Below are 25,028 nucleotides of genomic sequence, written 5' to 3' on the forward strand. Positions count from 1 at the left end.
ACGAAGAAGGAAACGAGGCGAACACCTGCCGTGAGCAGCAGCTCTACAACACAGTTCGGACAGAATCAGTGGTTGGTCGACGAAATGTACCAGCGTTTCAAGACCGATCCGTCGTCGGTCGACGAGAGCTGGCACGAGTTCCTCGCCGACTACACGCCCGAGCAGAACGGTAGCGGCGATCCCGCCACCGACACCGAGACCACCACAGCCGCACCCGCTTCCGCGAAGGCAGCTGCGCCGAAGGCGGAGAAGCCTGCTGCGCCGAAGACCGAGAAGCCTGCCGCGCCGAAGGCCGACAAGCCGGCCGCCGCGAAGACCGACAAGCCGGCACCGAAGGCGGAGACCAAGCCCGTGACCACAGCTGCCCCCGCGAAGTCGACCGCCGCCGCCGGGCCGGCCGAGAAGAAGTCCGCGGCCGTGCCGCCCGCACAGCCGGAGTCGGACGCGCCGAAGGAGGACACGACCAAGGTGCTCCGCGGCGCCTCGGCCGCGGTCGCCAAGAACATGGCCGCCTCGTTGCAGATCCCGACGGCCACCAGCGTGCGCGCCATCCCCGCGAAGCTGATGATCGACAACCGTCTCGTGATCAACAACCACCTCGCGCGCACCCGCGGTGGCAAGATCTCGTTCACTCACCTGCTCGGCTACGCCATCGTGCAGGCGGTCAAGTCGTTCCCCAACATGAACCGGCACTTCGCCGAGATCGACGGCAAGCCCAACGCGGTCACCCCCGCGCACACCAACCTCGGCCTCGCCATCGACCTGCCGGGCAAGGACGGTTCGCGGTCACTTGTCGTCGCCGCGATCAAGGGGTGCGAGGAGTTCACGTTCAACCAGTTCCACACTGCCTACGAGGACATCGTCCGTCGTGCGCGCGACGGCAAGCTCACCGCCGCCGACTTCAGCGGCGTCACGATCTCGCTGACCAACCCAGGCACCATCGGCACCGTGCACTCGGTTCCACGTCTGATGAACGGCCAGGGCACCATCATCGGCGCCGGCGCCATGGAGTACCCCGCAGAGTTCCAGGGCTCCAGCGAGGAGCGCATCGCCGAGATGGGCGTCGGCAAGCTGATGACGCTCACCTCGACGTACGACCACCGCCTCATCCAGGGCGCGGAGTCGGGCGACTTCCTTCGCACGATCCACAACCTGCTGATCAGCGACGAGTTCTACGACCAGATCTTCCACGGTCTGGCCATCCCGTACGAGCCGATCCGCTGGCGTCGTGACCTGCCCACCGGCGGCGTCGACAAGAACACGCGCGTCCTCGAGCTCATCGCGGCCTACCGGAACCGTGGCCACCTCATGGCCGACACGGATCCGTTGATGTTCACCAAGGACAAGTTCCGGATGCACCCGGACCTCGACGTGATCAGCCACGACCTGACGTTGTGGGACCTCGACCGCGAGTTCCAGGTCGGCGGCTTCCACGGCCAGGACAAGATGAAGCTGCGCGACGTGCTCAGCGTGCTGCGCGACTCCTACTGCCGGCACGCCGCCATCGAGTACACGCACATCCTCGAGACCGACCAGGTGGCGTGGCTCCAGGAGCGCGTCGAGGCCAAGCACGTCAAGCCGACGGTCGCTCAGCAGAAGTACATCCTGAGCAAGCTCAACGCGGCCGAGGCGTTCGAGACGTTCCTGCAGACGAAGTACGTCGGACAGAAGCGCTTCTCGCTCGAGGGCGCAGAGTCCGTCATCCCGATGATGGACTCGGTCATCGACCAGTCCGCCGAGCACGCCCTCGACGAGGTCGTCATCGGCATGCCGCACCGTGGACGCCTGAACGTGCTCGCCAACATCGTCGGCAAGCCGTACTCGAAGATCTTCACCGAGTTCGAGGGCAACATGAACCCGGCCGCCGCACACGGGTCGGGCGACGTGAAGTACCACCTCGGTGCCGAGGGCAACTACATCCAGATGTTCGGCGAGAACGACATCAAGGTGTCGCTCACGGCCAACCCCTCGCACCTCGAGGCGGTCGACCCGGTCCTCGAGGGCCTGGTCCGCGCCAAGCAGGACATGCTGAACAAGGGCGACTCGTCCGACGGCTTCTCCGTCCTGCCGCTCATGCTGCACGGCGACGCGGCCTTTGCGGGCCAGGGCGTGGTGGCGGAGACGCTGAACCTCGCGCTGCTGCGCGGGTACCGCACCGGCGGCACCGTGCACATCGTCGTCAACAACCAGGTCGGCTTCACGACGGCGCCGGAGCACTCGCGCTCCAGCGAGTACTGCACCGACGTCGCGAAGATGATCGGCGCACCGATCTTCCACGTGAACGGCGACGACCCGGAGGCGTGCGCCTGGGTGGCTCGACTGGCGGTCGACTTCCGTCAGAAGTTCCACAAGGACGTCGTCATCGACATGATCTGCTACCGCCGTCGCGGCCACAACGAGGGTGACGATCCCTCGATGACGCAGCCGGCGATGTACGACGTGATCGACACCAAGCGCAGCGTCCGCAAGAGCTACACCGAGTCGCTCATCGGTCGTGGCGACATCAGCCTCAAGGAGGCCGAGGACGCACTCCGCGACTACCAGGGCCAGCTCGAACGCGTCTTCAACGAGGTGCGCGAACTCGAGAAGTACACCCCGGAGCCGAGCGAGTCCGTCGAGCTCGACCAGCAGCTGCCCGCCAAGCTCACCACCGCGGTCGACAAGTCGGTTCTGCACCGTATCGGCGACGCGTTCGTCAACGTCCCGGACGGTTTCACCGTGCACCCGCGCGTGCAGCCCGTCCTCGACAAGCGTCGCGAGATGGCCTACGAGGGCAAGGTCGACTGGGCGTTCGGCGAGCTGCTCGCACTCGGCACGCTGATCGACGAGGGCAAGCTCGTGCGCATGTCCGGCCAGGACACCCGTCGCGGCACGTTCACGCAGCGGCACTCGGTCATCATCGATCGCAAGACCGGTGAGGAGTACACGCCACTGCACAACCTCGGCAGCGACGATCCGGGCAAGTTCCTGGTCTACGACTCCGCGCTGAGCGAGTACGCGGCGGTCGGCTTCGAGTACGGCTACTCCGTGGGCAACCCGGACGCGCTGGTGCTGTGGGAGGCGCAGTTCGGCGACTTCGTCAACGGTGCCCAGTCCATCATCGACGAGTTCATCTCGTCCGGTGAGGCCAAGTGGGGACAGCTCTCCGACGTCGTGCTGCTGCTGCCGCACGGCCACGAGGGCCAGGGCCCCGACCACACCTCGGGACGCATCGAGCGGTTCCTGCAGCTGTGCGCCGAGGGATCGATGACGGTCGCGGTGCCGTCCACGCCGGCGAACTACTTCCACCTGCTGCGTCGTCACGCACGTGACGGCATCCAGCGGCCCCTGGTCGTGTTCACCCCGAAGTCGATGCTGCGCAACAAGGCTGCGGTCAGCAACATCGAGGACTTCACCGACGGCAAGTTCCACTCCGTCTTCGACGAGCCCACCTACGACTCGGGCGACGGTGACCGCAAGAAGGTCGAGCGGGTGCTCATGGTCAGCGGCAAGCTGTACTACGAGCTGCTCGCCTTCAAGCAGAGGAACAAGCGAGACGATGTCGCCATCGTGCGGATCGAGCAGCTCTACCCGATCCCGAGCCGCCGCATCGCGGAGGCGCTGGACGGCTACCCCAACGCCACCGAGTACCGGTGGGTCCAGGAGGAGCCGGCCAACCAGGGTGCGTGGCCGACGTTCGGTCTCGCGTTCCCGGAGCTGCTGCCCGAGCGTCTGTCCGGCATCAAGCGCGTCTCGCGGCGTCCGATGTCCGCACCGTCGTCGGGTTCGAGCAAGGTCCACGCGGTCGAGCAGGCCGAGATCATCGACACGGCCTTCAACGGGTGATCGTTCACCTGTGACGCTGCCATTGAGCCGGGTCGAGTTCACTCCACGGAGGGGATTCGACCCGGCTTCGTGGTATCTGCAGGTACCCGTGGTCGCCGAGATCGTGCGCACCGGGCTCGACTTCGACAGTCCCGTGACCGTGATCGTCGGGGAGAACGGAACCGGGAAGTCGACGCTGATGGAGGCGCTGGCCGCGTGCTGGGCCTTCGGTCTCGGTGCGGCCGACGCGATGTGGTCACCCGGCGGCGGGGCGCAGGACACCGACCTGCACAAGCACCTGACGTGCCACGGTGCCCGACCGCGGCCGCAGGGCGGGTGTTTCCTGCGCGCCGAGACGATGCACGGATTGTTCGAGTCCGCGGACGCACGGCGAGTCCGCGACACCGACGTCGTCTACAACGCGCTGTCCCACGGACAGTCGTTTCTGCGCTATGTCGCGGATCGCCCTGTCGCAGTCGGACTCTGGTTGATGGACGAGCCCGAGGCGGCCTTGTCGTTCCAGTCGTCTCTGGCGTTGATCTCGGTGATGAAGGAACTGGTCGAGGAGGGCTCACAGATTGTGATGGCGACGCACTCGCCGGTGCTCGCGGCCATGCCGGGAGCACGCCTGCTCGAACTCGGCGAGGACGGTCTGTCGTCCACGACGTGGGAGGAGGCGCAGCTCGTCCGGGACTGGTCGGCGTTCTTCGACGCCCCCGACCGGTTCCTGCGCCACCTCTGACACGACTAGGCGGTCGGGGCCTCCGGCAACGTGACGACCTGGCCGGCGAACGACAGGCCGGCACCGAAACCGAGCAGCAGAGCGGTGTCGCCCTTCTTCGCCTTGCCGGTGCGCAGCACCTCCTCCACCGCGAGCGGGATCGAGGCGGCCGAGGTGTTGCCGGCCTCGGCGATGTCGTGTGCCACCGGGATGTCCTCGGCGAGCTCGAGGCTCTTCGCCAGCAGATCGGTGATGCGGGAGTTCGCCTGGTGCGGCACGAAGACGTCCAGCTCGGAGGCCTTGACGCCCGCCTTGTCGAGGGCCTCGCGTGCCACCTTGGCCATCTCGAACGCCGCCCAGCGGAAGACCGCGATACCGGTCATCGCGATCCACGGACGATCGGCGTTCGGATCCTCCTTCAGGTCCGCGAAGTACTGCAACCAGTCCTTGTCCTGCTTGATGGCGTCGGCCTGCGAGCCGTCCGAACCCCAGACGACCGGTCCGATGCCGGGCTCCTCGGTGCGGCCGACGACCATGGCGCCGGCACCGTCGCCGAAGATCATGCGCGTGCCGCGATCGTCGGGTCGCGTCGTGACGCTCAGGTGCTCGGTGCCGATGACCAACACCTTGTCCGACGTGCCCGCGCGGACCATGTCCGAGGCGAGTGCGAGGCCGTAGCAGAAGCCCGCGCAGCCCGCGCCGAGGTCGAAGGCGCCGGGGCCACCGGTGCCGAGTGCGTCCGCGATGATCGACGCGGCGGGCGGTGTGAGCAGCAGGTGAGTGGACGTCGCGATGATGACGCAGCCGATCTCGGCGGCATCCACGCCGGAGTTCTCGAGGGCGCGGCGTCCGGCCTCGATCGACATGGAGACCACGTTCTCGTTCTCCCCGGCGAAACGGCGGGACTCGATGCCCGTACGGGTACGGATCCACTCGTCGCTCGAGTCGATGGTCTTGCAGATCTCCTCGTTGGTGACGACACGCTCGGGCCGGTAAGCCCCGATACCCAGGATTCCCGAGTGTCGCGTCTCGGTCGGGATACTGATCTGCGCGCCCATCGAAGGCCGTCCTCTCGTGCTGCCGACCGCCGCTCGTGCGCCGGTGTACGCCCTCACGTTACTGGTGCGGACCCGTCGATCGAAGGGGGTGTCGCTCGAGGTGTCATCCCGCGTCGGCACTCGCCCACGACAACTCGGTCGTGTCCGCCGTCGGCAGCGCCACGGCAGGCAGCGCGTGCACCAGCAGTTCGATCAGCTCGTCCCGGCTGAGGTCCTCCTGGTTCAGCCAGGTGATGGTGACCTCCTCGCAGAACGCCACCCAGCCGCGGATGGCCAGCGCGATCCGCGGGGTGCGCTCGACACCGAGCAGCGGGAGCTGCGACACCGTCCGTTCGACCATGACGTCGCGGGTGCGCTCGAAGACGGCCCGCATGTCGGGATCCCCGCTCGCGGTGCCGCGCAGCAGCGAGACGTAGCTGGAGCGGTGCTCGGTGACGTAGTCGACGTAGGACGCGAGTGCCACGGCGAGCGTCGTCAACGGGTCGAGCCCGACGGGCGGCTCGGTGGCGTCGAGCATCTGTCGGCTGGTGTGCTCGACGATCGCGACGTGGAAGTCGTGCTTGGACGAGAAATAGTGGAAGAGCAGCCCACGCGACACGCCCGCCTGGTCGGCGATGTCCTCGACCGAGATGGCGTCCAGCGTGCGCTCCGAGAGCATCTCGACCCCCAGGTCGATGAGCTGGGCCCGCCGCTGTTCCGGACTGAGCCGCGTTCGCTTCACGCTGTCCATGCGCTCCATACTACTGAACGTTCGTCAGTAACTGTTGACCTGCGCTCAATAAGGACCTAGTCTGGGTTCATGAGTCTTCCAGTTACAGATACCGACGCTGTCGCTGCACGCTACGTCGACACCATCATCATCGGCAGCGGTTTCGCAGGACTGGGCGCCGCGATCAAGCTGAGCCAGCAGGGAAGCACCGATTTCCTGGTCCTCGAGCGCGGCAGCGACGTCGGTGGCACGTGGCGCGACAACACCTACCCCGGTGCCGCCTGCGACGTGCCCTCGCACCTCTACTCGTACTCGTTCGCGCTGAATCCGGACTGGACCCGCTCGTTCTCCCGTCAGCCGGAGATTCAGAAGTACATCGAGAGCGTCGCGCGGCAGTACCGCGTGTACGACCGCCACGTCTTCGACTGCCACGTCGAGTCGGCCCGCTGGAACACCGCCACCTCGCAGTGGGACATCGTGACCACCCGGGGGAACTTCACGGCCAAGAAGGTCGTGTCCGCCGTCGGCGCCCTGTGCGAGCCGAACCTCCCGGACATCGCCGGCATCACCGATTTCCAGGGCGAGATCTTCCACTCGGCCCGCTGGAACCACGACGCGAGCCTCGAGGGCAAGCGCGTCGCCGTCATCGGTACCGGCGCCTCCGCGATCCAGATCGTCCCGGCCATCGCGCCGACGGTCGCCCATCTCGACGTCTACCAGCGCACCGCCCCGTGGGTCCTCCCGCGCTTCGACCGCGAGTACACCCGCATCGAGAAGCTGGCGTTCAAGTACCTCCCCGGCTACCAGCGTCTGTCACGCACCGGCATCTACGCCGCACGTGAGACCCAGGTCGTCGGCCTCACCCGCGTCCCCAAGCTCATGAAGGCGTTCGAGTTCATCGCGCGCCGACAGATCGCGAAGGGCATCCGCGACACCGAGCTGCGCCGCAAGGTGACGCCGAACTTCCGCATCGGCTGCAAGCGCATGCTGATCTCCAACAACTACTACCCGGCACTGGATCGACCGAACGTCGACCTGGTGACCGACGGTATCCGTGAGGTGCGGGCGCACTCCATCGTGACGGCCGACGGAACCGAGCGTGAGATCGACGCCCTGGTGGTCGCCACCGGATTCCACGTGACCGACTCCCCCACCTTCCAGGGCATCTTCGGCAAGGACGGCCGCTCGCTCGCCGAGGTCTTCGACGAGCGCGGACAGCAGGGATACAAGGGCGCCACGGTCGCGGGCTTCCCCAACCTGTTCTTCCTGGTCGGACCCAACACGGGCTTGGGGCACACCTCGATGGTGTTCATGATCGAGTCGCAGCTGAACTACGTGATCGACGCGCTCAACACGATCGACAAGCACGATCTCGGTGTCGTCGAGGTGCGCCGCGAGGTGCAGGACGAGTTCAACGCCGACCTGCAGACCAAGCTGAACAAGACGGTGTGGCTCAACGGCGGGTGCGCGAGCTGGTACCTCGACAAGCACGGCAACAACACGACGCTGTGGCCGGACTTCACCTTCGAGTTCCGCCGCATCACCCGCAACTTCGACCTCGAGGCATACGACGCTCTCGCGGCCGGCGACGTCACGAGGCCTGTGAGCGCCGTCGACGGCACCCCCACCCCTGCGACGACCGACAACGACGACGAGAAGGCGATCTCCCGATGAGCGAGTTCCGTGGACGAGTGGCCGTGGTGACCGGAGCCGGATCGGGGATCGGCCGTGCGCTGGCTCTCGAACTGGCGTCGCGCGGAGCACGACTCGCGCTGTCCGACGTCGACTCGGTCGGCCTGGCCGCCACCGTGGCGGCCGTGGAGCAGCGCGGCGGAGAGGTCCGCAGCGACCACCTCGACGTCAGCGAACGCGGCAGCGTGCTCGACTACGCGGAGACCGTGCGTCGGCACTTCGGTGTGGTGAACCAGGTCTACAACAACGCCGGCATCGCCTTCCACGGCGACGTCGAGAAGACCGAGTTCAAGGATCTCGAGCGCGTGATCGACGTCGACTTCTGGGGCGTCGTCAACGGTACGAAAGCATTCCTCCCGCATCTCGTCGAGTCGGGAGACGGTCACGTGGTCAACGTGTCCAGCCTGTTCGGCCTCCTGTCGATCCCGTCCCAGTCCGCGTACAACGCAGCCAAGTTCGCCGTGCGCGGCTTCACCGAGGCGTTGCGCCAGGAGATGCTGATCGCCCGCCACCCGGTGCACGTCACGTGTGTCCACCCGGGCGGCATCAAGACGGCGATCGCCCGCAACGCGACCGTCGCCGAGGGCCAGGACCAGAAGTCGGTGGCCGAGTTCTTCGACCGTCGCCTCGCGAAGACCACCTCGGAGCAGGCCGCCCTGGTGATCCTGCGCGGAGTGGAGAAGAACAAGGCCCGCGTGCTCATCGGCAACGACGCCCGCGCGCTCGACGCCCTCGCCCGCATCACGGGATCGCGGTACCAGGACATCATCGTCAGGCTGTCCTCGCGCGTCCTGCCGCGGACGACCACCCAGCGGTAGGGCTGACGGTAGGTTCGGGCGATGCGACCGATGACTCTGCCGTTGCCCGTGGTGTCCCGAGTTCTGAAGCCTGTGTTCCGGGTGATTCTGAACCCGCGCCTCCCGGTTCCGGTGCAGCGCACACTGCTCGAGGTCGCGGCCCGGTCGCTACCGCTGCCGGAGGGCACGGTGATCCGCAGCGAGACCGTGGGCGGTGTCCCGGTCGAACGGGTCACCGTCGGTGCCACCGTCCGACGCACCGCCGTGCTGTATCTGCACGGCGGTGCGTACACGCTGGGGTCGCCGCTGACGCACCGCGTCGTCACGTCGTCGCTCGCCCGCGACAGTGGCGCCGTCGTGGTGGCGGCGCACTACCGTCTGGCTCCGGAGCATCCCTGCCCGGCCGCGCTCGAGGACGCACTGGCCGTGTTCGACGGGCTGGTCGCCGACGGTGTCGCGGCCGATCACATTGCCGTGGTCGGCGATTCGGCCGGCGGCGGTCTGGCCGCGGCCACGACACAGGCGCTCGTCGACCGTGGCACATCACCGTCGTGCGTCGCGATGATCTCCCCGTGGGCCGATCCGGCGGACCAGGACTTCCCGGCGCCGCGCGACTTCCTGCTCGACGCTCGCTGGTTGCGGAACTCGGCGCGGCAGTATCTGGGCGACGGCGACCCGACCGATCCGCGCTACGCCCCCGTGCGTGGCACGTTGACCGGCTTCCCCTCGACGTTGATCCAGTACTCCGCCGACGAGATCCTGCGGCCCCAGATCCTTCGCTTCGTCGACGCATTGACCGAGGCCGGTGTCTCTGTGCGGTGCACCGAACTCACGGATCTGTGGCACGTCGCCCACCTGCAGGCCACCCTGCTGGCCGAGGCGGCGACAGCGGTCCGGGAGATCGGCGCCTTCGTCCGCGACGCGACCGCCCACTCAGAACGACTGCGTCCCTAGCCAACTCGCGGCGACCGCGCCCGGATCCTCGCCGCCGCGGACACGGTCGACCATCTCCGCGAGATCCGCGGTGGTGAGTTCGCCGGCGATGATCTGCAGCGGACGGTCCAGTGTCTCGTCCACGGAGCCCTTGCGGACGAGAGGGACGAGGACGTCGGCGGTGAGGCCGTCTCGATCGTCGGCGAGCACCACGTCGGTCGCATCGACCACGGCGACCCGGTCCGTGGCCCGGACGATCGTCACCTCGGTGGGGCCGGCAGGAGCGAACGCACAGTCGTAACTCTCGGCGAGGGCCCGTGTCACCGCGGACGCATCGACGGCCGGGTCGACGGCGGCGGACAGGCGGGAACACTGCGGAGACAGAGCCGACAGAGTGGCTTCGGGGAGAGCCGATCCCGCGGCCGCGGTGACGGACACCGTCGGCCCGTTCTCGGCGAGACCCTGGTCGGTGACCGCCAGCCACTCCGGCAGTGCACGCGCCAGATCGGCGTAGACGTCCTCCGGCGCCCGCGCGGCGGACGACGGATCCAGTTGCGCCAGAAACGATCCGGTGAAGCCGGGGACGAGCGCGACCGAGGCGTCGTCGAGGCCGGCGAGCGCGCCGGGGAGACCGTCGACCGTGTCCACCCGAGCGGCCGCTCCCCCGCGTGACAGCGCGTCGGCGTACAGGTGCGCCAGCACCGTCTGCACCGGAGTTCCGGTGTCGGCGACCACCAGCGGCTGCGAGCGCGTCGTCCCCTCGGGGCCGCCGGTACTCGAACACCCGGCCACCACCGAGGCCGCGAGCAGCGCCGCGACGGCCGACCTGCAGACCCGCATCGACCATCCTCTCGAACCCGCTACCGGCGTTCCGGCGCCGAAAGCGGGCCGGTGTCGGGGCCTATCGTTACACTCGAACAGTGAACACGACACGTCGCACCACCTCACGTTCCGTGCGCGTCGCCGCCACCGCTCTGGTGGCCGCTGCAGCACTCACCCTGTCCGCCTGCGGCGGCGACTCCGATCCACTGAGCAGCGGCGGTGAGGGTGGTAGCGGAGGCGATCCGAACACCATCGTCGTCGGTTCCGCGAACTTCACCGAGTCCGAGATCATCGCCAACATCTACGCCGACGCGTTGAAGGCCAACGGCTTCGACGCCAGCACGCGCCTGTCCATCGGCAGCCGTGAGGCCTACATCCCGGCCGTGCGCGACGGCTCCATCGACCTCATCCCGGACTACACCGGAAACCTGTTGCTGTACTTGGACCCCGAGGCCACGGCCACGGCGCCCGACGAGGTGAACACCGCCCTCACGGCGGCACTGAGCGACGATCTCCTGGCATCCACGCCGGCCCCCGGCGAGGACAAGGACGCCGTCGTCGTCACGCGGGACACCGCGACGCGCTGGAACCTGACCAACATCGCCGATCTCGCGCCGTACGCGGGTGAGGTCAAGTTCGGTGGGCCGCCCGAGTTCGCCGAGCGTCCCGTCGGCCTGCCCGGCCTGCGCGACAAGTACGGCGTCGACATCCCGGCCGCCAACTTCGTCCCGATCTCCGACGGCGGCGGCCCGGCCACCGTGGCTGCCCTCGCTGCGGGAGACATCACCGCGGCGAATCTGTTCACCACCACGCCCGCGATCGTCGAGAACGACTTCGTGGCACTGGGCGACCCGGACAACAACTTCCCGGCGCAGAACGTGGTCCCGGTCTACAACTCGTCGAAGAAGTCGGACAAGCTCACCGCCGTCCTGGACGCCGTGTCGGCCAAGCTCACGACGGTCGAGTTGCTGGCGCTGAACCAGGAGGTGTCGGGCGACGCGAAGACCGAGCCCGCCGCCGCCGCGAACGCCTGGGTCGTCGAGCAGGGTCTGGACAAGCCGGTCTCGTGATCTCGTTCGAGGGAGTCACCAAGCAGTACCCGGACGGAACGCTCGCGGTCGACTCTCTCGATCTCCGGATCGAGGACCGGTCGTTCACCGTCTTCGTCGGCCCGTCGGGCTGCGGCAAGACGACCTCGATGCGGATGATCAACCGGATGATCGAGCCCACGTCGGGCACGATCAGCGTCGACGGTCGAGACATCTCGACCGTCGACGCCGTCAAACTCCGGCTGGGCATCGGTTACGTCATCCAGAGCGCCGGCCTGCTGCCTCACCGCACCGTCGTCGACAACGTCGCCACCGTTCCGGTGCTGACGGGTCGTTCACGCAAGGAGGCCCGTCGCGACGCGATGGAGGTCCTCGAGCGCGTCGGCCTCGATCTGTCGCTGGCCACCCGGTACCCCGCTCAGCTGTCGGGCGGTCAGCAGCAGCGCGTCGGGGTCGCGCGTGCCCTGGCGGCAGATCCTCCGATCCTGCTGATGGACGAGCCGTTCAGCGCCGTCGATCCGGTGGTGCGCGAAGACCTGCAGACCGAGATGCTCAGGCTGCAGGCCGATCTGAAGAAGACCATCGTCTTCGTCACGCACGACATCGACGAGGCCATCAAACTCGGCGACCGCATCGCCGTGTTCGGCACCGGCGGAACGTTGCAGCAGTACGACACCCCGGACGTGGTGCTGTCGGCTCCCGCGACCGACTTCGTCGCGTCCTTCGTCGGTCGGGACCGCGGCTACCGTGGACTGTCGTTCCGCCACGGTGACGGGGTGTCCCTGCATCCCATCACGACGGCGTCGGAACAGGACGCGGCGTCGATCCGTCTCGACCAGGGCCAGTGGCTTCTCGTCGTCTCCGCCGAGGGCCGTCCGCGAGGCTGGATGGACGTCACCGGCCTCGAGGCGCTCAAGTCCGGCGCGAGCATCGCGGACAGCACCTCCGCGGGCGGTTCGCTGTACCCGCCGTCGGGCGATCTGCGACAGGCGCTGGACGCGGCCATCTCGTCGCCGTCCGGCGTCGGCGTGGCGGTCGACGCGAACGGCGCCGTCCTGGGCGGTATCGACGCCACCGAGGTGGTGGCGTTGCTGGCGGACCAGCGTCGAGCCGAGGACCGCGAGCGCGGCCGCCAGTACTTCGAGAAGCCCTGATGCGCTGGCTGATCGACAACATCGACATCGTCCTCGAGCTGACGCGGACCCACCTGTACCTGTCGCTGGTGCCGCTGCTCGTCGGACTGGTCGTCGCGGTGCCCGTGGGCGCGGCCGTGCGCACGGTGGGCTGGCTGCGGCGTCTGACCCTGGTGGTGGCGAGCGTCGCGTTCACGATCCCCTCGCTCGCACTGTTCGTCACCATCCCGCTCATCGCGGGACTGCGTGTCCTCGATCCGTTGAACGTGGTCATCGCGCTCACGGTGTACTCCACGGCGCTGCTCGTCCGCGCAGTGCCCGAGGCACTCGACTCGGTGTCCCCCGCCGTCGTCGACGCCGCCACCGCGGTCGGCTTCGGACGGTTCCGCCGCGCCGCGACCGTCGAACTGCCGCTGGCACTTCCCGTGCTCGTCGCGAACGTCCGCGTCGTCGCGGTCACCAACATCTCGATGGTGTCGGTCGGGTCGGTCATCGGCATCGGTGGTCTGGGGCAGCTCTTCACCCAGGGCTACCAGCGCGACTATCCCGACCAGATCCTGGCGGGCATCATCGCGATCGTCGTGTTGGCCCTGGTCTTCGACGCGCTGCTGTTCCTGCTCGGGCGTGCGTTGACGCCGTGGACCCGCGCCGGTGTGCCCTCGACTCGCCGGCGACGAGTGACGGGGGCCCGCGCATGAGCATCTTCTCCGACGCGATCGGCTACATCCTCGACGGCGCCAACTGGTCCGGCGGCACCGGCATCGCGACGCGTCTCACCGAGCACGTCTGGTACAGCTTTCTCGCCGTGCTGTTCTCCGTCGTCGTGGCGGTTCCGCTGGGACTGCTGATCGGGCACCTGCGCCGCGGCGAGGTGGCCCTGGTCGGCCTGGTGAACAGTCTGCGCTCGCTGCCGACGCTCGGCGTGCTGACGTTCCTCGTCCTGCTGCTCGGGCTGGGCCTGGTGCCACCACTGATCGCCCTCGTGCTCCTGGGCATTCCGCCGATCCTCGCCGGGACGTATGCGGGTGTGGCCAATGTCGACGCCACCGTCGTGGACGCGGCACGGGCGATGGGCATGACCGAACGCCAGGTGCTGCTGCGGGTGGAGATTCCCAACGCGCTGCCGCTGCTGCTCGGGGGCATCCGCAACGCCACCCTGCAGGTCATCGCCACCGCCACCGTCGCCGCCTTCGTCAACCTGGGCGGCTTCGGGCGGTACATCTTCGACGGTCTGGCGCTCTACAGCTACGACCGAGTGGTGGTCGGCGCGATCCTGGTGGCCGTGCTGGCTCTCGTGGCGGACGGCCTGCTGGCCCTCGCCGTGTGGGTCTCGGCGCCCGGGACGGGGCGGCTGCGCCGCGCGCCCCGTCTCTGAGACCTCTCAGGCGACGCCGTCCGCCTTCGCAGCCGCGGCCACTGCCGCCGCGACGGCCGGAGCGACCCGCGGGTCGAGTGGGCTGGGCACGATCATGTCGACGCTCAGATCGTCGCCGACCACGGACAGGATCGCGTCCGCGGCGGCGAGCTTCATGTTCTCGGTGATGCGCCGCGCGCCCGCATCGAGAGCACCGCGGAACACACCGGGGAACGCGAGCACGTTGTTGATCTGATTGGCGAAGTCGCTGCGTCCGGTGGCGACGATGCCGGCGTACTTCTTCGCGTCCTCCGGATGGATCTCCGGGTTCGGGTTGGAGAGGGCGAAGACGATGCTGTCGTCTGCCATCGAGGCGATGAGTTCGTGCCCGATCTTCCCCGCGGAGACCCCGAGGAACACGTCCGCATCGGTCAGGGCGTCGGCAGCCGTCCCGGAGAGGCCGCGCGGGTTGGTACGCGAGGCGAGGTCGACCTTCACGGGATTGAGGTCGGCGCGATCCGCACCGACGATGCCCTTCGAGTCGAGCACCACAACGTCCGAGATGCCCGCGGCGAGCAGGATGTTCGCGCACGCGACGCCCGCGGCTCCCGCACCGGAGATGACGACACGCAGACCCGCGAGCTCGCGCTTCTGCACTGCCACAGCGCCTTTCAGCGCAGCCAGGACGACAATGGCCGTACCGTGCTGGTCGTCGTGCATGACCGGGCAGTCGAGTGCCTCGACGACGCGCTTCTCGATCTCGAAGCACCGGGGTGCCGAGATGTCCTCGAGGTTCACGGCTCCGAAGCTGGGCCGCAGGCGGATCAGCGTCTCGACGATCTCGTCGACGTCGTTGGTGTCGAGCACCAGCGGAATCGAGTTGAGGCCGGCGAACTTCTTGAACAGTGCCGCCTTGCCCTCCATGACGGGCAGCGAGGCGCGCGGGCCGATGTCGCCCAGACCCAATACCGCGGAGCCGTCGCTGACCACCACCACGAGTCGCTCGGTCCAGGTGTACTTGTTCACCAGCTCCTGATCGGCGGCGATCGCACTGCTCACCTTGGCCACCCCGGGGGTGTACGCGATGGAGAGGTCGCGCTTGGTCTCGAGCGGCGCGGTGAGCTCGACGGACAGCTTGCCGCCCACGTGGCTGAGGAAGATCTCGTCGTCCGTGATGGTCGTGAGGTCGTCGCGGGCAGGCCGGAGGCCGGTCGTGTGTTCGGTCGGATCTGTTGCGGCGGTCACTGGGCGCTCCTTCATCGTCCGCACGGAGGGTGCGGATCACAGGCGTGAGGGGAAGTCGAGATGCGCGCCCGGGGGATGAGAACCGAGGGCAGGCGACATCTCGATGCGTGCGCGGCGGGTGAGCCGACTTCGCGCGCCACCGACGAGCGGTGACCGGGGTCGATCACCACGGGGTGGCGGTGATCGCGAGTGGAGCCAGTGTGCCACCGCCGGTTCCTCGGGAGCAAACAGGTGCCGGTCAGCCCCACCACTGCATCGTCAGCCCCACCACTGCGTCCACAGCAAGGCTCCCGCGACGACCAGCACGCCCAGTGAGCCGAGGAACGACACCCCACGCGAGCGATGGTCGGCGATCCGCTGGAGCAGGAGCGCCGCGACGACGGCGGCGACGTGCCACGCGATGGACGCGGTGCCGGGGCCGGGGAATCCCCGATCACCGCCGACGACGGCGGCGGCGATGACGAGCGCCGTGAGGACGACGAGACCCGCAGTGATCGATCCGCTGAGCGCCTTCACCGGCGGCCTCCGGGTACGACGAGCGGCACGCCCATCGCCCGGCTCACCAACGCGTCGAACTGGTCCTCGGCGGTGGTGCGGGCCGCGATCGGCGTCGTCTTGTTGGTGCCGTGGTAATCGGAGGATCCGGTCACGACGAGATCGTGCTCGCGCGCGATGTCGCGCAGGACGTCCGCGTCCTCGGGGCTGTGGTCGGGGTGATCGACCTCGAGTCCGCCGAGTCGCCCACCGGCGGCGAGCTCCAGAATGTGGTCGGTGTGCAGGAGTCGACCTCGCGTGCGCGCGCGGGCGTGGGCGATGACGGGCACTCCCCCGGCGTCGGCGATCAACTCGACGGCGAGGTCGAGTGGGGTGTCCGCCTTCTCGACGTAGTACGTCCCACCGGTCCGCAGCAGGTCGGTGAACGCGTCGTTCACGGTCTCGACGACTCCGGCCGCGACGAGTGCACGGGCGAGGTGCGGGCGGCCCGCCGACGGACCTGCCGCGGCGAGGATGGTGTCGGCGTCGACGTCGTAGCCGTCGGCCGCCATACGGTCGATCATGCTGCGCAGACGCACTTCCCGCTCCCCACGTAACCGGCTGCGCTCCTCGGCGAAGGCCACGTGCCCGGGGTCGAAGAGGTACGCGAGCAGATGCACCGTCACCGGGTCACCGTCGGCTCCGCGGCCCTGGCACGACATCTCCATGCCACGGACCAGGGTGGGCGCACCGGGCGTCGCGGTCACCGCGGCCACGGCCTCGTCCCAGCCGTGAGTGGTGTCGTGGTCGGTCAACGCGATCACGTCGAGGCCCGCGGCGGTCGCCGTGGCGATCAGCTCGGTGGGCGTCTCGGTTCCGTCCGACGACGTGGAATGGGTGTGGAGATCGATCAGCACGCGCCCAGTCTGTCAGGTGCGCGAGCGCTCAGGTGGGCGGGCGCAGCGACGCCGCCGAGCGCCGCGGGTCGGCGATGTCGATGCCCGCCTCGGTCCACGCGTCGCGCAACGCATCGGCTCCGCGCAGGCGCACCCACGCGGCCTCGGTGCCGGTGATCGGGACTGCCCGCAGGAACCGCACCGGATCGTACGGTTCGGGCAGCTCGAGGTCGGCCACCCCGGACTCGGCCGTCAACAGCACCGCCGTGAACGGAGCGCCGGGCCAGAGAGGCTCGCCGGCGTCCAGCAGGGCGTCGGGCACCAGCACGATGCCCTCCACCGCGGGCGACGCGGCGAAGACGGCGAGCGTGCGCCAGACCTCGGCGACGGATTCGTCGACTCCGCGCAGGGCCAGGATCAGCTCGGCGCGCGGGCCTCGGTGCGAGTCGGTGACCATGTCGGACGGGTCGGCCATCGGATGCAGCGAGCACCCGAGAGTGGTGAACCGTACGACTCCCTCGACGTCGGCAGCGAACAGCAACACCTCCAGCGGCTCGAGGCCCAGGAAGGTCACGGACGCACTGGACGGGTCGTCCTGACCGAGCACCGTCTGCAGATGGGTTCGCACCTGCGCTGTCACGTCGCTCCCACTCACACCGTCCATCCAACCCCACGACTTCCGTACCGGCTCCGACGGGACCGGCGTGCCGGTACGGTCCTGCGTGTGGTGACTGTGCTGACCGTGTCCGACGAGGTGGTCGAAGGCCTGTGGAACGCCCGCACACTCCCGTTCGACGTCGACCTGGTCCTCGGTGCGGGCGACCTGCCGTTCGAGTACCTCGAGCACCTCGCCGAGGCCGCCGACGCCCCGTGCGTCTTCGTCCCCGGCAACCACGACGCCGACCTCACCGGGTACTCGGCCGGTCGAGCCGGCTGGATGCGTGCCGGGCTGCCGTCGAGCTGGCCCGGTCCGGACGGCGCCGTCAACGCCGATCGACGGATCGTCAGCGCCGCCGGTCTGCGGATCGCGGGGCTGGGCGGGTCCATCCGCTACCGCGACGGACCCAACCAGTGGACGGAACGGCAGCAGAAGCGGCGCTCCGGCTCCCTGATCCGGACCCACACCTGGCACCCGCTGCTGCGACGCGGAGCGGACGCACACGGGGTCGACGTCCTGCTGACCCACAGCCCACCGTTCGGTGTCGGCGACGCCGAGGACGCACCACACCGCGGTTTCCGGTGTCTCGATCCGCTCACCGAGCGGTTGCGGCCTCAGCTCCTCGTCCACGGACACATCCACCCGCACGGCACGAGGCCGGCCGACCGACAGCTGCACGGAGCCACGGTGATCAACACCGTCGGCTACGCCCTGATCGACATCACCCCGGGCGGCGACACCGCGCCCATCATCGAGAGGCGACGTCATGGCTCGTGACACCGGATTCCCCGCTGCCGACGCGCAGAACGACTTCTCCCGCCAGCGCCGGCGCGCGGACGTGGCGCGGCTGGTCGGCTGGCTGCGCCGTCAACCGGACGACATCAACACGATCCTGCCGTTCGACGAGGTGGTCGCCGCCCTGGGCAAGGTGCGGGAGCGCCGCGTCGGACTCGAGGTCATCCGGGTCGACTCGATCGTGGGCAGCGTGGATCGCACCCGCGACTTCGACCGGTACTTCCGCCCGACGTCGACCCGGACACGCGAACGCTGGCAGCGCCTCGCCACCGCCTGGCGCCGCGGCGAACCGATGCCGCCCATCGAGGTGTATCGCGTCGGCGGCATGCACTTCGTCATCGACGGGCACCATCGCGTGTCCATCGCCTGCGCGATGCACAGTCTCACCATCGAGGCCTACGTCACCGAGATCATCACCCGCATCTCCCCAGACGGCATCTCCACGAGGGGCGATCTCCTGGTGAAGGATCACCGGCGCATCTTCCTCAGCCGCGTCCCCCTCACCGGGAAGTCGCGCGAGGCGATCGAGTTCACGGATCCGTGGCAGTACGCCGAACTCTCGGATGCGGTGGAGGCCTGGGGTTTCCGGCTGATGCAGGAGCTCGGCGAGTTCGTCGACCGGCGCACCGTCGCCCGCCGCTGGTTCGGTGAGGAGTTCCTGCCGGTCGTCCGGATGGTGCGGTCCGTCGGGGGCATGTTGACCCGCCACACCGACGCCGAGGCCTACATGTGGGTGGCGCGCGAGCGTTACCGCCTGGTGCGCAGTCACATCTGGAACGACGAGATCATCGCGCAGCTCAAGGAGGCCGCGCCGAACTGAGACGGGCGCCGACCGAGACGGCGACGGCCCCCACCGTGCGGTGGGGGCCGTCGTCGCGTTCGAGCGGTCAGAGCGTCAGGTTGGCACCCGACTCGACGTCGAACACCGACACGCGCTTCTGGTCGAACCACAGCTCGATGGACTCACCCATGCGAGCGGCGGACTCGGCCGAGAGTCGAGCGACAAACTGGCCGCCGTCCGCGCCGGAGTCCGCGGCCAGCTCGTCGAGTTCGCGCGAGGTGACCTTGGGGCCCTCGGCGGAGAAGTAGATGTACTTGTCCGACCCCATCGACTCCAGCACCTCGACTCGCGCCGAGAAGGTGCTGCCGTTGATCTTCTGGTACGACTCGACGAGCGAGGCGTCCTCGAGATGCTCGGGGCGGATGCCGACGACGACGTCCCCCTTCGCGTTCTTCGAGGCGATCTTCTGCCGAGCCTCGTCGCTCAACCGGATCTCGCCGAGCGAGGTGGTGACCCCGCCGTCCGTCAGACGACCCGACACGAAATTCATGGACGGCGACCCGATGAAGCCCGCCACGAACAGGTTTCGCGGGTGATCGTAGAGCTCCTGCGGCGAGCCGATCTGCTGCACCAGTCCGCCGCGGAGCACGACGACGCGGTCGCCGAGCGTCATGGCCTCGGTCTGGTCGTGCGTCACGTACACCGTGGTGGTCTCGAGACGCTTCTGCAGCTGGGCGATCTCGGTCCGCATCTGCACGCGCAGCTTGGCGTCGAGGTTCGACAGCGGCTCGTCCATGAGGAACGCCTTGGGGCTGCGGACGATCGCGCGTCCCATCGCGACGCGCTGACGCTGACCACCGGAGAGGTTGGACGGCTTGCGGTCGAGGTGCTGGCCCAGGTCGAGGATGCGGGCGGCGTCGTCGACCTTCTTCGCGATGTCCTCCTTGCTCATCTTGGCGAGTGTGAGGGGGAAGGCGATGTTGTCGCGCACCGTCATGTGGGGGTAGAGCGCGTACGACTGGAACACCATCGCGATGTCGCGATCCTTCGGTGCCCGCTCGTTCACGCGCTCACCGGCGATGCGCAGCTCGCCGCTCGAGATGTCCTCGAGGCCGGCGATCATGTTGAGCGTGGTGGACTTTCCGCAGCCGGAGGGTCCGACCAGGATGATGAACTCGCCGTCGGCGATGGTGATGTCGACGTCGCTCACCGCCGCGGCACCGTCCGGGTACAGCTTGGTCACTTTGTCGAGAACGATTTCGGCCATGGACTTATCCCTTCACTGCGCCGGACGTCAGGCCCGCCACGATACGACGTTGGAAGAACAGGACGAAGATGATGATCGGGATGGTGATGACCACGGCCGCAGCCGCGATCGAGCCCGTCGGTTCCTCGAACTGCGAACTACCGGTGAACTGTGAGATCGCTGCCGGCACCGTGACCGAACGCTCGGTGGCCGTCAACGAGATGGCGAGCAGCAGGTCGTTCCACGCGAAGATGAAGACGAGGATCGCCGCGGTGACGATGCCCGGTGCCGCGAGCGGTGCGATGACCTTGCGGAACGCCTGTCCCGGGGTGGCACCGTCCATCTTGGCGGCCTTCTCCAGCTCCCAGGGGATCTCACGGAAGAACGCCGACAGCGTGTAGATGGCGAGCGGGAGCGCGAACGTGATGTACGGGATGATCAGGCCCGGCCAGGTGTCGAACAGGCCCAGCGCACGCTCGATGTCGAACAGCGGTGTGACGAGCGAGATCTGGGGGAACATCGCGATGAGCAGCGCGGCGCCGACGAGGAGCTTCTTGCCGGGGAAGTCGAGACGAGCGACGGCGTAGGCCGCCATCGTGCCGATGACCACCGCGATGAGCGTGGTGATGAGACCGATGCCGATGGAGTTGATCAGGGCGCTGGTGAACTGGGACGTCTGGAAGATGCCCTTGTAGTTGTCCAACGTCCACGTCGTCGGGATGAACTTGCCGTCGGCGATGTTCGCCACCGGCTTGAACGACAGGCTGATGATCCACACGAGCGGGATCAGCGCGTACAGCAGGACGAGAAGGTTGACGATGGACCAGCCGGCCTTCGTCTTCGTGGTGGCTGCCATGGGTCAGCGTCCTTCCGCGTCGGAGCCGGGTGCGGAGGCCCCGAACAGTTTGATGAAGACGAAGGCGATGATGGCCACGCAGAAGAAGATCAGCACGCTGATGGCCGACCCGATACCGAGGTTGAACGCCCCGAAGAGGTTGTCGTACCCGAGGATCGACACCGAACCGGTGCTGTTGCTGCCCTTCGTCAGAACGTAGATGTTGTCGAAGATGCGGAACGCGTCGAGCGTGCGGAACAGCAGCGCCACGAGGATGGCCGGCTTCATCAACGGGATGATGATGCGGATCAGTCGGGTCCACGCGCCGGCGCCGTCCACCTGGGCCGCCTTGAGCAGATCGTCGGGAACGAGCGCGAGACCGGCGAGCAGCAGCAGTGCCATGAACGGCGTCGTCTTCCACACCTCGGCGAGCACGACGATGGCGAGCGACGGAAGCTGCTGCGTCAGAGGCGCACTGCCCTCGGGAAGCAGGTTGGCCAGGTAGCCGGTCTGCGGTGTCCACGCGTAGTACCAGCTGTACGCGGCGGCGACGGTGACGATGCCGTACGGGATCAGCACGACGGTGCGGACGACGCCGCGCCCGAAGATGGTGCGGTGCATGACCAGCGCGACCGCGAGGCCGAGGACGAACTCGATGATCACCGAGATGACGGTGATGCCCACGGTCACCGCGAACGCCGTCCACCAGTAGCCGTCGGTGAGGACGGAGACGTAGTTGGACAGGCCGACGAATTCCTTGTCGTCCGGGAATGCCAGGTTGTACTTCTGCAGACTCAGCCAGAAGGCGTAGATGATGGGATACGCGGTGACGGCGATCATCAGGATCGCGGCGGGAGCGACCAGCAGGAGCCCCAGTCGGCGCTCCGCCTTCTTGCCCTCGGACACCGCCTCGGCCGCCTTGGCGTGCTTCTGCGGGCGTCGGGGCTCGTCGGTGACGGTCATGGGATCAGCCCTTCGGAGTTCACGGCCTGGCGGACCAGATCGGCGAGCCTGTCGACGTCTCCCACGGGATCGATGTCCTGCGGGGGGTTGAGCGCGTCGGTCAGGAGGATCGAGATGGACTGGTACGCGGGCGACACCGGTCGGACCGCGGCACTCTCGATCGAGCCGAGAACGCCCTCCCATGCCGGGTAGGCGGCCTGGAACTCGGGATCGTCGTAGAGCGAGCGGATCACCGGCGGCACACCGCCGTCGACGGCGTTGTTGCGTTGGTTCTGCTCATCGGTCAGGCACGCGACGGCGGCCCACGCCTCGTCGGGATGCTCGGTGGTCTTGGCGACACCGATGTTGAACCCGCCGATGGTGACCTTGGCGGGCTCACCGGGGTTCACCGAGGGGTACGGCGCGCTGCGGAACACCTCGTTCACCGCCGCGTCCTGCTGGTCGGCGGGAACGGTGGACAGGTCGAGGAAGGACACGCCGCCCGCGGCGGCGTTCTCCTTGAGTCCGGGGAGCACGAACGGGTAGTTCACCTCGGCGAACATGGTGCCCGCCTCGACGCCGAGACGTGCTGTGCCCTCGTCACTCTGGGAGACCGAGGGGTCGGCGCCGGGAGCGGTCGCGACGCTCTTGATGATCGAGAGCGCCTTCTCGGTGGCCGCGCGGTGCTCGGGGGTGTCGTTCAGTGTCACGGTGGTGCCGTCCTCGCCGACGACGGATCCGCCGGCACTCTCGAGGAGGGTGTTGAACCAGACCATGAAGCCCTCGTACTGCTTCGCCTGCACACCGATGGCCGCGGGCTTGCCGGAGGCGGCGTTCTCGCCGGCGGTGGCGATGAGGTCGTCCCACGTCGCCGGGGGCTGGCCGTTCGGCACCATGTCCGGGCGATACCAGAGCAACTGGGTGTTGGAGTTCAGCGGGACCGCGTACAGCTTGTCCTTCTGCTCTGTCTCGGGGTCGAGCCACTCGGCGGTGGCGAGCGGGCCCTCGAGCACCGATCCGTCACGCAGCTTCGCCTCGAGATCGTCCGGAACCGGCAGTGCCCAACCGGCTTCGGCGAACTCGGCGGTCCAGACCACGTCGAGTGTCATCAGATCGAGCGTGCGGTCGTTGCCCGCCAGACGGCGAGCGAGCTGCAGGCGCTGATCGTTGGCGCTCTTGGGGAGCGTGCGCTGCTCCACCCGGTACGCGCCGCCCGACTGCTCGGTGCACGCCTGCGCCGCCGCCGCGTACTGCTCCGCGCCGTCGGCGGCGGTGTAGAAGCTCAACACGATTCCGTCGTCGGAGGATCCACACCCCGCCAACAGACTTCCGGCCACCACCGCGGCGGCCCCTGTCGCTGCGAGTTTCCTCGCCCTGTACCTCTTCGGCACGACCGCCTCCTCTGCCGCAAGAGAAGGCGCCACAGTCGGCCCGACTCCGCAGCGTGTGCTTCGTTGGACACGCATTCCCTGCGAAGTGGAACCTAGTCGAAAGCTGAGAGGAAAACGGTGGCTTGTTGCAATCCCGTGATGCTTTCGGTACCGACGGGTCGGTGGTGAGAGGTCAGATGGCGAGACGCGCCAGCAGATCGCGCGCCTTCTCGGCCGTCTTCGGCTCGCACAGGACGTCGTACCGCCCCGCGACCAACTGCATCGTCGACGCGAAGTCGCGCTGCCCCTTGGTCGCCGCGTAGGGAATGGTGGCCGAGATCAATCCGAAGACGATGCCGCCCAGCACACCGACGAGGAGCGCGCTCAGATAGTTGGTGTTCGTGATGATTCCGAGAACGAGTCCGAGGAAGACACCGAGCCAGGCGCCCGAGATGATGCCGCCGCCAATCACTTTGGCCCAGGTGAGGCGACCGATGACACGCTCGACCTGCATGAGGTCGACACCCACGATGGTGACGTCCTGGACCGAGAACTCCTGATCGGAGAGGTAGTCGACCGCGCGCTGCGCCTCGGCGTAGGTGGGATAGGAACCGATGGGCCAGCCCGACGGCGGGGTGGGGAGGCCCTGTCCGGGGCGGCCGGACTGCGACATGGGGTTCGTCATGACTCCATTGTGCCTGCTGGCGGGTCGGTCGTGGGGTCCGGTGCGGGCCGCGCACCGCTGCGCACCATGCCGGCCGCGTCGGCGGCCTCGACGAGGGCCCGAGCCATTCGATGACCCGCCTCGTCGACCATCTCGTCCCCCACCATGACAGCCCCGCGCGCTCCCCCGTCGACGGAGAGGTACCGACGGTAGGTCTCGACGATGTCGTGGGCGCGGTCGACGTCGGCCTGGCGCGGCGAGAACGTCTCGTTGGCGATGTCGATCTGCGAGGGGTGCAGCACCCACTTGCCGTCGTAGCCCAGAGCCGCGGAATGCCGGGCGGCGCGGGTGAACCCGTCGGTGTCGCGGACCTGCACCCAGGGTCCGTCGATGGCCTGGAGCCCGTGGGCCCGGGCCGACAGCAAGATCGTCATCAGCACGTGGTGGTAGGCGTCGCCGCGCTCGTAGCCGGGCGGCTGCTCCCCCACCGTGAGGGTGCGCATGCCGACGTCGGCCATGAAGTCACCCGGCCCGAACACCAGGGTCTGCACCCGCGGCGAGGCCGTCGCGACGGCGTCGATGTGGAGCAGACCCACGGCGTCCTCGATCTGCGGCTCGATCCCGATGCGGCCGACGGGCAGGTCCGACTCGCGTTCGAGTTGTGTCAGAAGCAGATCGAGCGCCTGCACCTCACCGGCCGAGCGCACCTTGGGCAGGACGAGGGCGTCGAGGTGGGCACCCGCCCGTCCGACCACCTCGAGCACATCGCGGAACGTGGCCTCCGTCGTCCAGTCGTTGACCCGGACGAGCCGGAGCTGCGTGCCCCACCCGTCCCATCCGAGCGCGTCGGCGACGTCGATGCGTGCCTGCGCCTTGGCGGCCGGCGCGACCGCGTCCTCGAGATCCAGGAAGACGGCGTCGGCGGGCAGGCTCAGAGCCTTGCGCATCATCTTCGGACTGCTGCCCGGCACGGCGAGCACGGAGCGTCGGAGGCGGGCGCGCGGCACTGTGGTGGTCACCACGGCACACTATCGGCCCGCACCGCGTGCG

The 25,028-nt window shown here is 68.3% G+C and carries 24 protein-coding genes; 11 read left to right on the forward strand and 13 right to left on the reverse strand.

Annotated elements, in window-relative coordinates; all coding sequences use genetic code 11:
* The first annotated feature begins 30 nt into the window (after positions 1 to 30).
* Positions 31 to 3,825: a multifunctional oxoglutarate decarboxylase/oxoglutarate dehydrogenase thiamine pyrophosphate-binding subunit/dihydrolipoyllysine-residue succinyltransferase subunit gene (locus BR07_RS0100870; protein ID WP_081821021.1), complete on the forward strand. Its 3,795-nt coding sequence runs from the start codon at positions 31 to 33 to the stop codon at positions 3,823 to 3,825.
* Positions 3,826 to 3,835: 10 nt separating this feature from the next.
* Entirely contained in the window at positions 3,836 to 4,546 is a 711-nt protein-coding gene (locus BR07_RS0100875) for an AAA family ATPase (RefSeq protein ID WP_231476095.1), read from the forward strand.
* 5 nt (positions 4,547 to 4,551) lie between these two features.
* On the opposite strand, the gene BR07_RS0100880 is transcribed toward BR07_RS0100875, so the two are convergent.
* Positions 4,552 to 5,583, reverse strand: a complete 1,032-nt coding sequence (locus tag BR07_RS0100880) for a beta-ketoacyl-ACP synthase III (RefSeq protein WP_027503832.1) — start codon at positions 5,581 to 5,583, stop codon at positions 4,552 to 4,554.
* Positions 5,584 to 5,686: 103 nt separating this feature from the next.
* Complete coding sequence (locus BR07_RS0100885; RefSeq protein ID WP_027503833.1) at positions 5,687 to 6,313, reverse strand: TetR/AcrR family transcriptional regulator; 627 nt, start codon at positions 6,311 to 6,313, stop codon at positions 5,687 to 5,689.
* A gap of 69 nt (positions 6,314 to 6,382) precedes the next feature.
* On the opposite strand from BR07_RS0100885, the gene BR07_RS0100890 reads away from it, so the two are divergent.
* From BR07_RS0100890 to BR07_RS0100900, 3 genes are read left to right on the forward strand one after another with little or no spacing between them, the layout of a single operon-like run.
* The gene (locus BR07_RS0100890) at positions 6,383 to 7,966 is read left to right on the forward strand and encodes a flavin-containing monooxygenase (RefSeq protein WP_027503834.1); all 1,584 of its coding nucleotides are present in this window, start codon (positions 6,383 to 6,385) and stop codon (positions 7,964 to 7,966) included.
* Positions 7,963 to 8,802, forward strand: coding sequence for an SDR family NAD(P)-dependent oxidoreductase (locus tag BR07_RS0100895; RefSeq protein ID WP_027503835.1), 840 nt, complete (start codon positions 7,963 to 7,965; stop codon positions 8,800 to 8,802). Before BR07_RS0100890 ends, BR07_RS0100895 begins: the two co-directional genes overlap by 4 nt.
* A gap of 21 nt (positions 8,803 to 8,823) precedes the next feature.
* Positions 8,824 to 9,735 carry an alpha/beta hydrolase gene (locus tag BR07_RS0100900; RefSeq protein ID WP_027503836.1) on the forward strand — a complete coding sequence of 304 codons (912 nt, stop codon included), beginning with the start codon at positions 8,824 to 8,826 and terminating at the stop codon, positions 9,733 to 9,735.
* On the opposite strand, the gene BR07_RS0100905 is transcribed toward BR07_RS0100900, so the two are convergent.
* Positions 9,715 to 10,554 carry a glycine betaine ABC transporter substrate-binding protein gene (locus BR07_RS0100905; protein WP_027503837.1) on the reverse strand — a complete coding sequence of 280 codons (840 nt, stop codon included), beginning with the start codon at positions 10,552 to 10,554 and terminating at the stop codon, positions 9,715 to 9,717. The genes BR07_RS0100900 and BR07_RS0100905 overlap by 21 nt on opposite strands.
* A gap of 80 nt (positions 10,555 to 10,634) precedes the next feature.
* On the opposite strand from BR07_RS0100905, the gene BR07_RS0100910 reads away from it, so the two are divergent.
* From BR07_RS0100910 to BR07_RS0100925, 4 genes are read left to right on the forward strand one after another with little or no spacing between them, the layout of a single operon-like run.
* Positions 10,635 to 11,606 carry an ABC transporter substrate-binding protein gene (locus BR07_RS0100910; protein WP_027503838.1) on the forward strand — a complete coding sequence of 324 codons (972 nt, stop codon included), beginning with the start codon at positions 10,635 to 10,637 and terminating at the stop codon, positions 11,604 to 11,606.
* Entirely contained in the window at positions 11,603 to 12,739 is a 1,137-nt protein-coding gene (locus BR07_RS0100915; protein ID WP_027503839.1) for an ABC transporter ATP-binding protein, read from the forward strand. Before BR07_RS0100910 ends, BR07_RS0100915 begins: the two co-directional genes overlap by 4 nt.
* A complete protein-coding gene (locus BR07_RS0100920) occupies positions 12,739 to 13,416 on the forward strand; it encodes an ABC transporter permease (protein ID WP_027503840.1) in 678 nt (225 codons plus the stop codon). Before BR07_RS0100915 ends, BR07_RS0100920 begins: the two co-directional genes overlap by 1 nt.
* Positions 13,413 to 14,093 (forward strand): ABC transporter permease, encoded by a 681-nt coding sequence (locus BR07_RS0100925; protein ID WP_027503841.1) that lies wholly within the window; start codon positions 13,413 to 13,415, stop codon positions 14,091 to 14,093. Before BR07_RS0100920 ends, BR07_RS0100925 begins: the two co-directional genes overlap by 4 nt.
* A 6-nt stretch (positions 14,094 to 14,099) precedes the next feature.
* Here BR07_RS0100925 and BR07_RS0100930 read toward each other — a convergent pair whose 3' ends face one another.
* The 4 genes from BR07_RS0100930 to BR07_RS0100945 all read right to left on the reverse strand — a co-directional run bounded on the left by BR07_RS0100930 (position 14,100) and on the right by BR07_RS0100945 (position 17,351).
* Positions 14,100 to 15,332, reverse strand: a complete 1,233-nt coding sequence (locus BR07_RS0100930) for an NAD(P)-dependent malic enzyme (protein ID WP_081821089.1) — start codon at positions 15,330 to 15,332, stop codon at positions 14,100 to 14,102.
* Between the two features lie 243 nt (positions 15,333 to 15,575).
* Entirely contained in the window at positions 15,576 to 15,833 is a 258-nt protein-coding gene (locus BR07_RS0100935) for a hypothetical protein (protein WP_027503843.1), read from the reverse strand.
* Positions 15,830 to 16,708 (reverse strand): PHP domain-containing protein, encoded by an 879-nt coding sequence (locus BR07_RS0100940; RefSeq protein WP_027503844.1) that lies wholly within the window; start codon positions 16,706 to 16,708, stop codon positions 15,830 to 15,832. The genes BR07_RS0100935 and BR07_RS0100940 overlap by 4 nt, the downstream gene beginning before the upstream one ends.
* Before the next feature lie 28 nt (positions 16,709 to 16,736).
* Positions 16,737 to 17,351, reverse strand: a complete 615-nt coding sequence (locus tag BR07_RS0100945; protein ID WP_027503845.1) for a suppressor of fused domain protein — start codon at positions 17,349 to 17,351, stop codon at positions 16,737 to 16,739.
* A gap of 60 nt (positions 17,352 to 17,411) precedes the next feature.
* On the opposite strand from BR07_RS0100945, the gene BR07_RS0100950 reads away from it, so the two are divergent.
* Together BR07_RS0100950 and BR07_RS0100955 are read left to right on the forward strand one after the other, a co-directional pair.
* Positions 17,412 to 18,122: a metallophosphoesterase family protein gene (locus BR07_RS0100950; protein WP_027503846.1), complete on the forward strand. Its 711-nt coding sequence runs from the start codon at positions 17,412 to 17,414 to the stop codon at positions 18,120 to 18,122.
* A complete protein-coding gene (locus BR07_RS0100955; RefSeq protein ID WP_027503847.1) occupies positions 18,112 to 18,960 on the forward strand; it encodes a hypothetical protein in 849 nt (282 codons plus the stop codon). The genes BR07_RS0100950 and BR07_RS0100955 overlap by 11 nt, the downstream gene beginning before the upstream one ends.
* Before the next feature lie 67 nt (positions 18,961 to 19,027).
* Here the strand turns inward: BR07_RS0100955 and BR07_RS0100960 are convergent, their stop codons facing one another.
* From BR07_RS0100960 to BR07_RS22720, 6 genes are all read right to left on the reverse strand, one after another.
* Positions 19,028 to 20,188, reverse strand: a complete 1,161-nt coding sequence (locus tag BR07_RS0100960; RefSeq protein ID WP_027503848.1) for an ABC transporter ATP-binding protein — start codon at positions 20,186 to 20,188, stop codon at positions 19,028 to 19,030.
* 4 nt (positions 20,189 to 20,192) lie between these two features.
* Positions 20,193 to 21,023: a carbohydrate ABC transporter permease gene (locus tag BR07_RS0100965; RefSeq protein ID WP_027503849.1), complete on the reverse strand. Its 831-nt coding sequence runs from the start codon at positions 21,021 to 21,023 to the stop codon at positions 20,193 to 20,195.
* A gap of 3 nt (positions 21,024 to 21,026) precedes the next feature.
* Positions 21,027 to 21,965 carry a carbohydrate ABC transporter permease gene (locus tag BR07_RS0100970; protein ID WP_027503850.1) on the reverse strand — a complete coding sequence of 313 codons (939 nt, stop codon included), beginning with the start codon at positions 21,963 to 21,965 and terminating at the stop codon, positions 21,027 to 21,029.
* Positions 21,962 to 23,335, reverse strand: a complete 1,374-nt coding sequence (locus tag BR07_RS0100975) for an extracellular solute-binding protein (protein WP_231476097.1) — start codon at positions 23,333 to 23,335, stop codon at positions 21,962 to 21,964. Before BR07_RS0100975 ends, BR07_RS0100970 begins: the two co-directional genes overlap by 4 nt.
* A gap of 172 nt (positions 23,336 to 23,507) precedes the next feature.
* On the reverse strand, positions 23,508 to 23,999 hold the full coding sequence (locus BR07_RS0100980; RefSeq protein ID WP_027503852.1) for a general stress protein: 492 nt from the start codon (positions 23,997 to 23,999) through the stop codon (positions 23,508 to 23,510).
* A complete protein-coding gene (locus BR07_RS22720) occupies positions 23,996 to 24,997 on the reverse strand; it encodes an HpcH/HpaI aldolase/citrate lyase family protein (RefSeq protein ID WP_268788555.1) in 1,002 nt (333 codons plus the stop codon). The genes BR07_RS0100980 and BR07_RS22720 overlap by 4 nt, the downstream gene beginning before the upstream one ends.
* Positions 24,998 to 25,028 lie beyond the last annotated feature (31 nt).

Source organism: Rhodococcus sp. UNC23MFCrub1.1 (assembly GCF_000686025.1).
Taxonomy (GTDB): domain Bacteria; phylum Actinomycetota; class Actinomycetes; order Mycobacteriales; family Mycobacteriaceae; genus Rhodococcoides.

Excerpts from the sequence above, each read along its gene's own strand:
- BR07_RS0100945 (WP_027503845.1), bottom strand. The coding sequence starts at position 17,351 with ATGGACGGTGTGAGTGGGAGCGACGTGACAGCGCAGGTGCGAACCCAT.
- BR07_RS0100905 (WP_027503837.1), bottom strand. The coding sequence starts at position 10,554 with ATGCGGGTCTGCAGGTCGGCCGTCGCGGCGCTGCTCGCGGCCTCGGTG.
- BR07_RS0100930 (WP_081821089.1), bottom strand. The coding sequence starts at position 15,332 with ATGAAGGAGCGCCCAGTGACCGCCGCAACAGATCCGACCGAACACACG.
- BR07_RS0100925 (WP_027503841.1), top strand. The coding sequence starts at position 13,413 with ATGAGCATCTTCTCCGACGCGATCGGCTACATCCTCGACGGCGCCAAC.
- BR07_RS0100980 (WP_027503852.1), bottom strand. The coding sequence starts at position 23,999 with ATGACGAACCCCATGTCGCAGTCCGGCCGCCCCGGACAGGGCCTCCCC.
- BR07_RS0100900 (WP_027503836.1), top strand. The coding sequence starts at position 8,824 with ATGCGACCGATGACTCTGCCGTTGCCCGTGGTGTCCCGAGTTCTGAAG.
- BR07_RS0100970 (WP_027503850.1), bottom strand. The coding sequence starts at position 21,965 with ATGACCGTCACCGACGAGCCCCGACGCCCGCAGAAGCACGCCAAGGCG.
- BR07_RS0100895 (WP_027503835.1), top strand. The coding sequence starts at position 7,963 with ATGAGCGAGTTCCGTGGACGAGTGGCCGTGGTGACCGGAGCCGGATCG.
- BR07_RS0100955 (WP_027503847.1), top strand. The coding sequence starts at position 18,112 with ATGGCTCGTGACACCGGATTCCCCGCTGCCGACGCGCAGAACGACTTC.
- BR07_RS0100920 (WP_027503840.1), top strand. The coding sequence starts at position 12,739 with ATGCGCTGGCTGATCGACAACATCGACATCGTCCTCGAGCTGACGCGG.
- BR07_RS0100960 (WP_027503848.1), bottom strand. The coding sequence starts at position 20,188 with ATGGCCGAAATCGTTCTCGACAAAGTGACCAAGCTGTACCCGGACGGT.
- BR07_RS0100885 (WP_027503833.1), bottom strand. The coding sequence starts at position 6,313 with ATGGACAGCGTGAAGCGAACGCGGCTCAGTCCGGAACAGCGGCGGGCC.
- BR07_RS0100965 (WP_027503849.1), bottom strand. The coding sequence starts at position 21,023 with ATGGCAGCCACCACGAAGACGAAGGCCGGCTGGTCCATCGTCAACCTT.
- BR07_RS0100890 (WP_027503834.1), top strand. The coding sequence starts at position 6,383 with ATGAGTCTTCCAGTTACAGATACCGACGCTGTCGCTGCACGCTACGTC.
- BR07_RS0100880 (WP_027503832.1), bottom strand. The coding sequence starts at position 5,583 with ATGGGCGCGCAGATCAGTATCCCGACCGAGACGCGACACTCGGGAATC.